The organism is Halobium salinum (assembly GCF_026586625.1).
In the GTDB taxonomy this organism is placed as follows: domain Archaea; phylum Halobacteriota; class Halobacteria; order Halobacteriales; family Haloferacaceae; genus Halobium; species Halobium salinum.
On sequence record NZ_JAODIW010000004.1, the window covers coordinates 202,089 to 214,618 of the forward strand.

The 12,530-nt window shown below is 69.3% G+C and carries 12 protein-coding genes; all 12 read left to right on the forward strand.

Annotated features, from left to right (window positions below):
- Positions 1-472: 472 nt before the first annotated feature.
- The 12 genes from N5095_RS01060 (at position 473) to N5095_RS01115 (ending at position 12,460) form a co-directional block, all read left to right on the forward strand.
- Positions 473-2,251, forward strand: coding sequence for a tRNA uridine(34) 5-carboxymethylaminomethyl modification radical SAM/GNAT enzyme Elp3 (locus N5095_RS01060; RefSeq protein ID WP_267620107.1), 1,779 nt, complete (start codon positions 473-475; stop codon positions 2,249-2,251).
- A gap of 75 nt (positions 2,252-2,326) precedes the next feature.
- The gene (locus tag N5095_RS01065; RefSeq protein ID WP_267620109.1) at positions 2,327-3,151 is read left to right on the forward strand and encodes a phosphotransferase family protein; all 825 of its coding nucleotides are present in this window, start codon (positions 2,327-2,329) and stop codon (positions 3,149-3,151) included.
- Between the two features lie 80 nt (positions 3,152-3,231).
- On the forward strand, positions 3,232-3,390 hold the full coding sequence (locus N5095_RS01070) for a DUF1059 domain-containing protein (RefSeq protein WP_267620111.1): 159 nt from the start codon (positions 3,232-3,234) through the stop codon (positions 3,388-3,390).
- Positions 3,391-3,429: 39 nt separating this feature from the next.
- The gene (locus tag N5095_RS01075) at positions 3,430-4,182 is read left to right on the forward strand and encodes a helix-turn-helix transcriptional regulator (RefSeq protein WP_267620113.1); all 753 of its coding nucleotides are present in this window, start codon (positions 3,430-3,432) and stop codon (positions 4,180-4,182) included.
- Between the two features lie 277 nt (positions 4,183-4,459).
- Positions 4,460-4,771, forward strand: coding sequence for a HalOD1 output domain-containing protein (locus N5095_RS01080; protein WP_267620115.1), 312 nt, complete (start codon positions 4,460-4,462; stop codon positions 4,769-4,771).
- A 136-nt stretch (positions 4,772-4,907) separates the two neighbouring features.
- Positions 4,908-5,309 carry a DUF7344 domain-containing protein gene (locus tag N5095_RS01085; protein WP_267620117.1) on the forward strand — a complete coding sequence of 134 codons (402 nt, stop codon included), beginning with the start codon at positions 4,908-4,910 and terminating at the stop codon, positions 5,307-5,309.
- Positions 5,310-5,378: 69 nt separating this feature from the next.
- Positions 5,379-7,568: a ribosome rescue protein RqcH gene (gene rqcH, locus N5095_RS01090; RefSeq protein ID WP_267620119.1), complete on the forward strand. Its 2,190-nt coding sequence runs from the start codon at positions 5,379-5,381 to the stop codon at positions 7,566-7,568.
- Positions 7,569-7,693: 125 nt separating this feature from the next.
- A complete protein-coding gene (locus N5095_RS01095; RefSeq protein WP_267620121.1) occupies positions 7,694-8,401 on the forward strand; it encodes a DUF4013 domain-containing protein in 708 nt (235 codons plus the stop codon).
- A gap of 109 nt (positions 8,402-8,510) precedes the next feature.
- Complete coding sequence (locus N5095_RS01100; protein ID WP_267620122.1) at positions 8,511-9,707, forward strand: DUF4013 domain-containing protein; 1,197 nt, start codon at positions 8,511-8,513, stop codon at positions 9,705-9,707.
- 39 nt (positions 9,708-9,746) lie between these two features.
- Positions 9,747-10,538, forward strand: a complete 792-nt coding sequence (locus N5095_RS01105) for a DUF4013 domain-containing protein (protein ID WP_267620125.1) — start codon at positions 9,747-9,749, stop codon at positions 10,536-10,538.
- A gap of 84 nt (positions 10,539-10,622) precedes the next feature.
- Positions 10,623-11,294, forward strand: coding sequence for a DUF4013 domain-containing protein (locus N5095_RS01110; RefSeq protein ID WP_267620127.1), 672 nt, complete (start codon positions 10,623-10,625; stop codon positions 11,292-11,294).
- Positions 11,295-11,392: 98 nt separating this feature from the next.
- Positions 11,393-12,460 (forward strand): mRNA surveillance protein pelota, encoded by a 1,068-nt coding sequence (locus tag N5095_RS01115; RefSeq protein ID WP_267620129.1) that lies wholly within the window; start codon positions 11,393-11,395, stop codon positions 12,458-12,460.
- The last annotated feature ends 70 nt before the right edge of the window (positions 12,461-12,530 follow it).

Below are 12,530 nucleotides of genomic sequence, written 5' to 3' on the forward strand. Positions count from 1 at the left end.
CGGCGCGCGCTGGCGGCGCCTTCGGGCGCCGCCTCAGTTCCGCGCGAGGGACCGCGGTCGCCCCGGTGGCGACCGCCCCGAGGCTGGGGAGGCGTGAGGCTGTGCGGTGCGAGTGGGCGGGACTTCGGAAGGGGCCGGTGGCTCCGGGAAGCACGGCGTTCACGAGAGCGTTGCTCTCGTGGGCCCACGAGAAGCCGGAGGCTTCTCGGGACGACGCAAGCACCGAAGTGAGAGAGTGAAGCGACCGAACGAGGCGCACAGCGAGCCGCGCGACCGGAGCCACGGGAGGCTTCCGGGAGTGACTTCACCATCTATCTCACGACACTCACGGACCCGACACCCGAAACACCACCCACGAACGACTCCCAACGACATCCTTAACCACGTCACCGAACGAAACACGTCCAATGAGTCACGCCGTCTCTCTCCCCTCTCCGGACCGACACACACGCCACGAACGGGGTGCGTCGGGATGAGCTCCGACACGGAGAGCACCGAATCCGCCGAATCCACCGACCCGACCGAGACCGACGCCTTCCAGCGCGTCTGTGAGGAACTCGCCGCCCGCATCGTCGACGGCGGGGTCGACCGGGAGAACCTCGAGAAGACCAAACTGGAGGTGTGTTCCGAGTTCTCCTCCCCCAAGGTCCCCAAGAACACGGAGATTCTCCAGCACGCCCCGCTCGCCCACCGCGACGACGTGAAGGAGGTCGTCCGGCGCAAGCCCGTCCGCACCGCTTCGGGCGTCTCGCCGGTCGCCATCATGACCTCGCCGCACATGTGCCCGCACGGGAAGTGTCTCTACTGCCCCGGCGGCCCCGCCAGCGAGTTCGACTCCTCGCAGTCGTACACGGGCCACGAGCCCGCCGCGGCCCGCGGGGAGCAGAACGATTACGACCCGTACGGGCAGGTCACGCTTCGATTGGAGCAGCTCAGGCACATCGGCCACCCCGTCGACAAGGTCGAACTCATCCTGATGGGCGGGACGATGACCGCCCGGAGCCACGACTACCAGGAGTGGTTCGTGAAGCGAGCGCTGCAGGCGCTGAACGACTACGACACCGACGCGGAGCCGAACCCCGCCGAGGGCCGGTCGTTCGCTCCGGACCCCGAGGACGTGGAGTTTCGCTACCTGGAGGACGTAATCGCCGAGAACGAGACCGCCGACGTGCGGAACATCGGGACGACGTTCGAGACGAAGCCCGACTGGTGTGACCCCGGGCAGATAGACCGGATGCTCGACCTCGGCGCGACGAAGGTGGAGGTGGGCGTCCAGACCACCTACGAGCGCATCAACCGCGAGATGCACCGCGGCCACGGGAACCAGGCGTCGAAGGACGCCAACCGCCGACTCAGGGACGCGGCGTTCAAGGTCGGCTTCCACATGATGCCCGGCCAACCGGGGATGACGCGGGAGATGTGTCTGGAGGACTTCCGCCAGCTGTTCGACCACCCCGACTGGCGCCCCGACTACCTGAAGATTTACCCGACGCTCGTCGTCCGCGGCACCCGGGTGTACGACGCGTGGCGCCGCGAGGAGTTCGACCCGCTGACGAACGACGAGGCCGCCGACGTCGTGAGCGAGGTGATGGGGATGATTCCGAAGTACACCCGGCTCCAGCGCGTCCAGCGGGACATCCCCGCGGACTTCATCGACGCCGGGGTCTGGAAGTCGAACCTCCGCCAGCTCGCGAGCCAGCGCGCCGAGAAGAAGGGCATCGTCCAGCGCGACATCCGCGCCCGCGAGGTGGGCATGAACGAGGCCACCCCGAGTCCCGAGGACATCGAACTCGACGTGATGACGTACGAGGCCGGCGGCGGCGTCGAGAAGTTCCTCTCCTTCGAGGACAGAGGGGCGCGAAGCGCCCCAGGTAGCCGGACGCAGTCCGGCGACACCGAGCGGGACCTGCTCGTCGGGTTCTGCCGCCTCCGCTTTCCCTCGTACTCTCACGCCGCGCCCGGAGCGGGCCCCGAGGGCGACGACGACCCCGTCCGGCGCGAACTCGAAGACGCCGCCCTCGTCCGGGAGCTCCACGTGTACGGCTCCGAGGCGGGTATCGGCGACGCCGCCGGCGACGAGGACTGGCAACACCGCGGCTACGGCCGGGAGCTGATTCACACCGCGGAGGACCTCGCCGCCGACGCCGGCTTCGAGAAGCTCTCCATCATCTCCGGCATCGGTGTCCGCCAGTACTACCGCGAGAAACTCGGTTACCACCAGGACGGCCCCTATGTCTCGAAACGACTCTGAGGAAGTCGCGGACGGGGAGCGATTCCGGACGAGTCACCGACGTGAATCCGCCGACCACCACGGGCGGTCTGCGCGGTGAGCCGAAGCGTCGAACTCGGCGACAGACTCGGCGAGGGCCGAACGGCGGAGGTGTACGCCGTCGCCGACGACTCGACCCGTGCGGTGAAACTCTACGAGCGGGGCGCAGACGACGCCGTCGTCGACCGCGAGGCGACGTACTCGCGGGTCGCCGTCGCCGCCGGCGTGGCCGCCCCCGAGGTGTTCGGAACCGTCGACGTCGACGGCCGCCGAGGTATCGTCCTCGAACGCGTCGACGGACCCCACCTCGCCGACAGGATGCGAGAGCGCCCGTGGGCCGTCGTCGAAGCCGCACGGACGGCCGCGGGCGTCCACCGCCGGATGCACGACTGCGACGGCGGCGACCTCCCCTCGCTCGGCGAGCGACTCCGCCGGCGAGTCGAGGCGGGCGCCATCGGCGTCCGGCAGCGGGAGGGGACCCTCACGGTGCTCGACGCCCTACCGGCCGGCGACGCGCTGTGTCACGGCGACTTCCACCCGGAGAACGTCCTGCTTCGCGACGGCGAGCCGGTCGTCATCGACTGGGTCGACGCCGCCGCCGGCCACCCCGCCGCCGACGTGGCGCGGTCGTCGCTCCTACTCAGGTTGGCCGTCGCCGACGACGACTACGGGCCGTTCCGAGCCGGCTACTTCCGAGGGCTCGTCGAGACCTACCGGCGGACGTACCTCCGGTCGTATCTCGACGGAGCGGGGTTCGACCGCGAACTCGTCGAGCGGTACGAACTCCCGGTGGCGGCCGCCCGACTCACCGAGGGGGTCCCGTCGGGGGAGGAGCGCCGACTCCGGGACCGCATCGGCGACCTGCTGGACCGGTACGGGTGAGCCTCCTCGCCGCCGTCTGCGGGGTGGTTCCCACGGAAGGGGGTGTATTTATGAGGAACGACCCGTTAGTTTCGGCCGAGATGCCCTCGAAGTTCGAGTGTTTCCAAGACGGCTGTAACTTCATGGTACGGGCGGACAGCGACGACGAGGTCGTCCACCTCGTCCAGGAACACGCGCAGTTCACCCACGACCTCACGCTGGACGACGAGACGATCGCGGCCGAGATCGAGCACGGCTGAGATGGACTCCGTCCCCCGTCCCGACCGCCCTACCCACCGATGGACGACGACGACATCACCGAAGTAGTCAAGCGCGCCCCGATACTCGACGCACTCCGTGACGAACCACAGGACGCGAACCGCCTGGAGGAGCGACTCGCGTTCTCTCGCTCGACGATTCACCGTGCGACGAACCACCTGGCCGACCTCGGGCTGATTCGGAAGCGAGAGGGTCGGTTCGAACTCACGGCGTTCGGCCGGCTCGTCGGCGGTCGGCTCGTGGATTTTCGACGCGACCTCGACACCGCCGACCGGCTCTCGCCCTTCCTCGACGCCGTCGAGGGAACCGTCGAACTCCCCCTCGACGGACTCGCGGAGGCGGAGGTCTCCGGGCCGGAACGGGGGCGAGCGCACGTCGCCGTCAAACGAATCTCCGACCTGATGGCCGGGTCGGAGTCGCTCCGGACGTTCTCCGGGGTCGTCTCCCCCATCTACGTCGACATCTGCTGTCGGGAGGCGAAGGCGGGTGCCCGCGTCCGGGCCGTGTTCGACCGCCGCGTCGTCGACGTGCTGTTCAACGAGTACGCCGCGGACTACCGCGAGGCGATAGAACAGGGCGAGCTCGAGGTCCGCATCCACGACGACTGCCCGTTCGAACTGTTCCTGTTCGACGACCGGGTGGGGATGACGGCTCACGACGACGCCGGCCAGGTCACCCAGTTCGTGGAGTCCGACGACCCGAGCGTCTACGAGTGGGCCGAGGGGCTGTTCGAGCGCTACCGCTCCGAGGCCGAGTTCGCGACCGTGTTCTGATTTCTGCGAGTGACCCTCGGGAACCCCCTGTGGCCCTCGCCGGGGTCTCGCCCACGTCGACGAGGCACCGTGTCCCGTTCGGATGGCTCCGGCGAAGCCGAGCCGACCGGCCCGTCGACGGGGGCGACCAGCGACGCCTTCCCAGCCGTGAAAACGTTTTCACGAGTGAAATAGAATCAAATTTTGAGTATTCGTTCCGTGATATTTTTACCGGCGCACGCACTCCTCCGGCGTACGTGAGTACATCATGGCGGCCAAAATCGGAGGAGGTCGGTCGGTGACGCCCCCATTCCGGGCGCTCCGGAACTTCCGGTACGACGACCGACGAGACCAGTATCGAGCCGACTACGGCGGCGCACCGACACAGGAGCTACTCGTCGACGTGGCGCTCGCGCTCGCGGAGGTGCTCGGCGTCGACACCGACGAGATAGAACCGCTCCACCGATGTCTCGACACCGACGCGTTCGACGCGCTCGTCGGGTCGGGACCGACGGGAGAAGGGTTGGTAGGCGGTCCGGTCGCGTTCCGCGTCGAGGGCTGTCGTGTGACGGTCACGACCGACGAGTTGACGTTCGAGCGACTGGACTGAGACCCGGCGTGGAGGGACGGACTGGGGGGTCGCGGACCGTGCGTCCGCGGTGTGATCGAACCGTGGGAAGGTATTTTATCCGCAGCGACTGTACCTGAACACGATAGATGTTGGTCTCACACGCTGTGGGAGGACGATGACGGACGGGGGTGAGGACACGGGCGACGGGGACGACGCTCGGGAGCGACCCCGCCGATCGACGGACGGCGGCGACCTTCCGCTCGACGACGTCTTTGACCTCCTCGGGGACCGACGGCGCCGGTACGTGCTTTACTGTCTCGCCGACTGGGACGGCGCGGTTGCGCGCGACGAACTCGCACGGCAGGTCGCGACCTGGGAACACGGTGGCGACCTCGGTGACGTGCCGGCGGAGAGCATCACCCGCGTGACGGTCTCGCTCGACCACGTCCACCTGCCACGGCTGGTCGACTACGGCGTCGTGACGTACGACCGGGAGAGCGCCGAACTGGAGCGAGCCGCCGGTCTCGACCGACTGGAACCCTACCTCGACCTGGCACGCGACGAGGAAGGGTTCTGAGCCGCAGGCGGCCGCCTCGGAGCATCGCACAACGACACGCCTTTTCCCGCGCCGCGAAAACTCCGACGCATGGACCCGAAGCGGGAGTTGACCAGCATCGACCTCGCCGCTCTCACCGCCGAGCTGGGGCGATACGAGGGCGCCAAGGTCGACAAGGCCTACCTCTACGACGACGACCTCATCCGCCTGAAGCTCCGCGACTTCGACCGCGGCCGCGTCGAACTCCTCCTCCAGGTCGGCGACCTCAAGCGCGCCCACGTCGCCGCCCCGGAGCACGTCCCGGACGCGCCCGGTCGGCCGCCGAACTTCGCGATAATGCTCCGGAACCGGCTGAGCGGCGCCGACTTCGCCGGCGTCGAGCAGTTCGAGTTCGACCGCATCCTCACCTTCAGCTTCGAGCGGGGGGACGAGGACACCGACATCGTGGTCGAACTGTTCGGCCAGGGGAACGTCGCCGTCCTCGACGAGAACGGCGAGGTCGTCCAGAGCCTCGACACGGTCAGGCTGAAGTCGAGAACCGTGGCGCCGGGGTCGCAGTACGAGTTCCCCGCGTCGCGGGTGAACCCGCTCACGGCCTCCTACGAGCGATTCGCGGCCAACATGGACGACTCCGACACCGACGTGGTGCGGACGCTCGCCACCCAACTCAACTTCGGCGGGCTGTGGGCCGAAGAGCTGTGCACCCGCGCCGGCGTCGAGAAGACCCTCGACATCGACGACGCGACCGAGGAGCAGTACCGTGCGCTGTACGACGCGTTCCAGCGGGTCAAAGCACCCATCCGGACCGGTGAGCTCGACCCGCGGGTGTACGTAGAGGAGGTGACGCCCGACGACGCGAACGGTGACGGTGAGGGCGGCGACGGGGAGTCCGAGTCGTACGAGCGCGTCGTCGACGTGACGCCCATCCCGATGGAGGAGCGCGACGGCGTCGACAGCGAGGGGTTCGACTCGTTCAACGCCGCCGTCGACGAGTACTTCTACCGACTCCAGCGCGACGAGGAGCGCGCGGAACGCGGCGGGAGTGCCGGCGGCGGCGGTGGCGGCGGCCGCCAGCGCCCGGACTTCGAGGAGCAGATAGAGAAACAGAAGCGCATCATCCAGCAACAGGAGGGCGCCATCGAAGGGTTCGAGGAGCAGGCCGCCGCCGAGCGCGAGAAGGCCGAGTCGCTGTACGCGAACTACGAACTCGTCGACGAGGTGCTCTCCACCGTTCGAACGGCCCGCGAGGAGGGCGTCCCGTGGGACGACATCGAGGAGAAACTCGACGCCGGGGCGGAACAGGGCATTCCGGCGGCGGAGGCCGTCGTCGGCGTCGACGGCGCCGAGGGGACCGTCACGGTCGACGTCGAGGGGAACCGCATCGAACTCGTCGTCTCGACCGGCGTCGAGAAGAACGCCGACCGACTCTACACCGAGGCGAAGCGCATCCAAGAGAAGAAGGAGGGTGCCCTGGCGGCCATCGAAGACACCCGCGAGGAGCTCGAAGCCGTGAAGAAGCGCCGCGAGGCGTGGGAGCAGGAGGACGCGGGGGACGACGCGGACCAGGAGGAAGACGAGTTCGAGGACGTCGACTGGCTCTCGCGGGAGTCCATCCCCATCCGCCAGAACGAGCAGTGGTACGAGCGCTTCCGCTGGTTCCACACGAGCGACGGCTTTCTCGTCATCGGCGGGCGCAACGCCGACCAGAACGAGGAGATCGTCAAGAAGTACCTCGGCAAGCACGACCTGTTCTTTCACACGCAGGCCCACGGCGGTCCCGTGACGGTCGTGAAGGCGACCGGCCCGAGCGAGGCGGCGAGGGACGTCGACATTCCCGAGCAGTCCCGAGAGGAGGCGGCGCAGTTCGCCGTCTCGTACTCCTCGGTGTGGAAGGACGGCCGCTTCGCCGACGACGCGTACATGGTCGAGGCCTCACAGGTGTCGAAGACGCCCGAGAGCGGGGAGTACCTCGAGAAAGGCGGGTTCGCCGTCCGCGGCGACCGCGAGTACTACCGCGACGTGGCCTGCGAGGTCGCGGTCGGCATCAGGTGCGAACCCGACACCCGCGTCGTCGGCGGGCCGCCCGCCGCCGTCGAACCCGACGCGGAGACGAGCGTGACGGTCCGCCCCGGCCGCTACGCCCAGAACGACATGGCGAAGATGCTGTACCGGGAGTTCCGCGGTCGGTTCGCGGACCAGTCGTTCGTCCGGAAGGTCGCGAGCGCGGACCGCCTGCAGGAGTTCCTGCCGCCGGGCGGGAGCGAGATGGTGGACGAGTAGGCCATCACCGGAGAAGGGACGGCTGGAAAGTCCGGATATCCGGTATTTCGGCATATCCTTATATCCCTGTAAAACCATCATGTGTTCGAGAGCTACCGGCAAAGCCGGCCGGCTCGTGCCACATCATGATCGAGAACTCACTCAACTACCTTCGGAACGGCGACGACTGGGTCAAGACGCTACTCATCGGCGGCGTCCTCGGCCTGCTCGGCGTCCTCATCGTCCCGACGTTCATCGTGTACGGCTACCTCATGCGGGTCCTGCGCGCCACGATGCGCGGCGAGGAGCGCGTCCCGGAGTTCGACGACTGGGGCGACATGACCGTCGACGGTCTGAAGGCGTTCGTCATCACGCTCGTCTACGGTATCGTCCCGGCCATCCTCGGGACGGTGTTCATCGGGTTCGGCGTACTGACCCTCTTCACGGGTGGCAGCACCGACTCCGGCATCCTGGCCGGCCTCGGCACCGCCGGAGTCCTGTTCGGGGTGCTCCTGACGCTCGTGCTCAGCCTCGTCGCCGCGTACTTCATCCCCGCGGCGCTCGCGAACTACGGCGAGACCGGGCGAATCGGCTCCGGCTTCGCCTTCGGCGAGCTTCGGCCGGTGCTCACTAGCACCAAGTACCTGACGGCGTGGGCCTACGCCATCGCCATCGCCATCGGCGCGAGCGTCCTCGTCGGTATCGTCAGCATCACCGGCGTCGGCGCCATCGTCGCCCCGTTCGTGTCGTTCTACGTCGGCGTCGCCGCCGCGTACATCTTCGGGACGACCTGGGGTGAACTCCACCCGGTCCAACTGCGCGACGACGCCCCCGGCCAGCAGCCGGCGGTCTGAGCGCACCTCTCTTTTCTTCTTTCTTCCTCTCCTCTCTCGTTCGCTCTCACGCGTCTCCGGACGGCGACCGAGCCACAGCTTCATGTCGCTCCGGCCCAACGTGAGGCCGATGTTCACAGAGGCGCTGTACGCGCCCCTTCGTTCGAACGACGCCGCGGGGACACTCCTCGTCGGCGGCGCGCTCGTCGCCGCGACCGCCCTCCTCGCCGGCGGCTGGCTCGCGGCGCTCGCCGTGAGTCCGCTCGCCCTCCTCGCTACTCCCGTCGTCGTGCTCCCCGGACTCGTCCTCGGCGGCTACGACGTGGCGACGCTCCGTGCCGGGCTCCGACGGGAGCGGGCCACCCCGTCGTTCGTGCGCTGGCGCGACCTCCTCGTGGACGGCGTCCGGGCGACGGTCGTCACGTTCGCGTACGCGTTCCCGGGCCTGCTACTGCTGGCGGCGGGACTCCTCATCGGCGTCGGCGCGGCCGGCGGCGCCTTCGACGGGGTGTCGACCGGAACGGCCGCCGGCGGGCTCGCCGCCCTCCTCTGTCTCCTCCTCGCGGCCGCGTACGCCCTCGTCTTCGCGTACGTCCGCCCCGCCGCACTCGCCGTCCTCGCCGCGGAGGGCCGGGTCGCTCCGGCGTTCTCTCCGCGTCGGCTCCGGGCCGCGACCGGGAGCGACCAGTACGTCGTCGCCTGGAGTCTCGCGACGACCGTCTGGGTCGTCGGGGTCGTCCTCGGAACCCCGCTGTCGGTCGCCCTCGTCGGCGTCGTAGTCCTGTTCTACGCCCGTGTCGTCGCCGTCTCGCTGTACGCTCGCGGTGCGTCCGTCGGCCTCAACGTTGACGCGTCGGGCCGAACCGACCTAGAACGGCCTGCCGAAACGGAGCCCGAGGCCGGCTCGACTCCGACGGTCACCCCCCGAGAGCCCGACCGTGCGGCGGCGAGCCGCGTCCGCCCCGAGGCGTCGGCGTCGGTCCAGTCCGGCCGGACGGTGCCGCTCCCGGGAGCCGGAAGCGGACGGGAGAAGGGACACGGGACAATGCGTCCCGCCGGCGCCGGCTCGGACGGGTCGGGCGAGGAGACGGACGGGCCGGATTCGGAGGCGGATGGGGAGACGGAGCGGACCGAGCGCTCGGAGTGGCCCGGAGCGTGGGAACGTGGGTCTACCCGCCCCGAGGGGTCGTCGCGGTCGACTCGGTGTGCCGACCACATCGACGCCGACCACGCCGTCACCGACCCCACCGACGCCGACCACGCTGCCACCGACCCCACCGACGCCGACCGCATCGACACCGACCTCACCGACGCCGACCAGCCGTAAGCGACACCGTGAAACCGGGGGCGAGGAAACGGTCGGTCGATGCTACGCGAGGCGCTTCGCTACCCGACGCGGGGTGACGACGCCGTCGAGACGCTCCTCGTCGGCGGCGGCCTCCACCTGCTCGCCGCCGCCTTCCCCCCGGCGGCGCCCGTCGGGGCCGTCTTCGTCCTCGGCTTTCTCGTCCACGTGCTCGCCCGTGCCGCCGACGGGCCACGAGGACTCGCCGAACGCCCGCCGCCGACGTTCCGCGCGGTCCGGCGGGTCGGACGTGCCGGGGTCGGCGGCCTCCTCGTGAGCGCGGCGTACCTGCTCCTGCCGACGGTCCTGCTCGCCGTGACCGCGACGGGCGCGCTGAGCAGACGCGTCGGCGACGCTGGCCTCGGACTCGGCCCCACCGTCGGAGTGCTCGCGGGGTCGCTGACGACGCTGTTCCTCGCGCTCGCGTTCGTCTACCTCCTGCCGGCCGCGCTGGCGAACTACGCCGCGGCGGGGCGGCTCCGGGCCGCGTTCGACCGGGCGTCGCTGCTCCGTGCGGCGACCGACGCGCGCTACTTCGTCGCGTTCTGTAGCGCCGGGACGCTGTTGGGGCTCGCCGCGGTCGCCGCCGGCGGGCTCGACCGGGTGCTCGTCGGCTTCTTCCTCGCGTTCTACCTCGAGGTCGCCGCGGCGGCGCTGGTCGTCGAAGGGATGTACGGGGTGGTCGGGGTGGTCGGGGTGGACGGAACCGAGACGGGTCGGACCGAGTCACGGGTCGAACCCGGCGGCGACGTCGGCACCGGCTTCGATGCCGATACGGAGGCCGAGTCGACGGTCGAGAGCGACACCGGATAGGCGCCCGGTAGGCCGCGGGAGAGGACGGAGGCGGGAGTGAGCGCGGGAGAAGGGTTATCCCGACGCCGTCAGTGGATTCGGACGATGCTCGGAGACGCACTCGCCTTCCCGCGGCGCAGCGACGATTGGATTCAAACCTTCCTCATCGGCGCCGCGTTGATTCCGCTGAGCCTCCTCGTCCTGCCGGCGTTCGTCCTGCAAGGCTACATGGTCCGAGTCATGCAGGCTGCGGCGCGAGGAACCGAAACCGCTCCGTCGTTCACCGACTGGAGGGCGTTGTTCGTCGACGGCCTGAAACTGGCCGTCGTCGGGTTCGTCGTCTCGCTCGTCATCAATATCCCCGTCTGGATACTCCAGTTCACGGTGCTGTCCGGCGACCCGTCCGCCGGCGTCTCGGCGCTGTTCTGGGTCGTCCTCCTGCTCGTGCTCGTCGTCTCGCTCGCCGTCGCGTACGTCCTTCCGGCCGCCTACGCGAACTTCGCGCTGGAGGACGCCGCTTTCGGCGCCGCGTTCGACGTCTCGACGGTGTGGGCGGGGGCGACGACGGCTGCCTACGCGAAGGCCTGGCTCCTCGCCGTCGTCGTCGGCGTCGTACTCGGCGGCATCGCCGCGGCGCTTTCGATAGCGCTCGTCGGCCTGCCGCTCCTGTTCTACGTGCAGGTCGCCGTCTACTACCTCACCGCTCGCGGCTTCGCGGAGGGACTGGGCGTCCGAGACGGGTCACCCGGTGCGACCCCGGCGGCGACCCGCGTCTGAGTGGTCACCCGACCGGTGAACCCGACGCGGGACGGCGTGACCGACCGAACCCGTCACCAGAGGGAAAGGGTCGTAACCCCACGAACCGCACGCTCGGTATGCGCATCCAGAACCGCGGTCGCGGCGAGGAGGGGCGCGAGCGAATCACGCTCGTCCCCGAGACCGTCGACGACCTCTGGCACCTCTCACACGTCCTCGAACCGGGCGACCGCGTCTCCGGCGACACGACCCGCCGCATCCAGCGCGACGACGAGCAGATGCGAGACACCGGCGGCGAGCGCGAGCACATGTACGTCACCATCTCGGTCGACGACGTTGAGTTCGCGCGTTTCGCCAACCGTCTCCGAGTCGGCGGGGAGATAATCGGCTGTTCGCGCGAGGACCAACTCGGCCACCACCACACGCTGAACGTCGAGGAGCGCGCCGAAATCGAGATAGAGAAACGCTTCAAACCGGACCAGATTCAGCGCATCGAGGAGGCCGAGGAGGCCACCGAGAACCCCGACGTGGCCATCGCGACGGTCGAGGAGGGGGAGGCGTACATCCACACCGTCCAGCAGTACGGCACCGAGGAGTACGCCTCGTTCAACCGCCCGACGGGGAAGGGGGAGTACGCCCGGCCCCGTTCGGAGTTGTTCGACGAACTCGGCTCCGCGCTCACCCACCTCGACCCGGACGCCATCATCCTCGCCGGGCCGGGGTTCACGAAGCAGGACGCTCGCGACTACATCGTCGAGAACTTCCGGGACCTGGAAGAGCGCATCACGGTCGTCGATACCTCCAGCGCCGGCGACCGCGGCGTCCACGAGGTGCTCAAACGCGGCGCCGTCGACGAGGTGCAGGCGGAGACCCGCATCGCCCGGGAGGCCGAACTCATCGACCGCCTCACCGAGCAGATAGCGGCGGGGAACAAGGCGACCTACGGCATCGACGCGACCGCCGAGGCCGCGGACTTCGGCGCGGTCGAGACCCTGCTCGTCCTCGACGAGCGCCTGCGCGAGGAGCGCCAGGGTCGGGGTGAGTGGGACCGCGACGCCAACGAGGTCATCGAGTCGGTCGAACAGAAGGGCGGCGAGGTGGTCGTTTTCTCGGCGGAGTTCGCCCCGGGCGAACAGCTGAAGAACCTCGGCGGCATCGCGGCGGTGCTCCGGTACCGACTGGAGTGACGTCGGGTCGCGTCCGACGGTCGGAGCCCGGCCCTCGCTCCGCACCCGTCGGATTCCGCGACCGAACCGC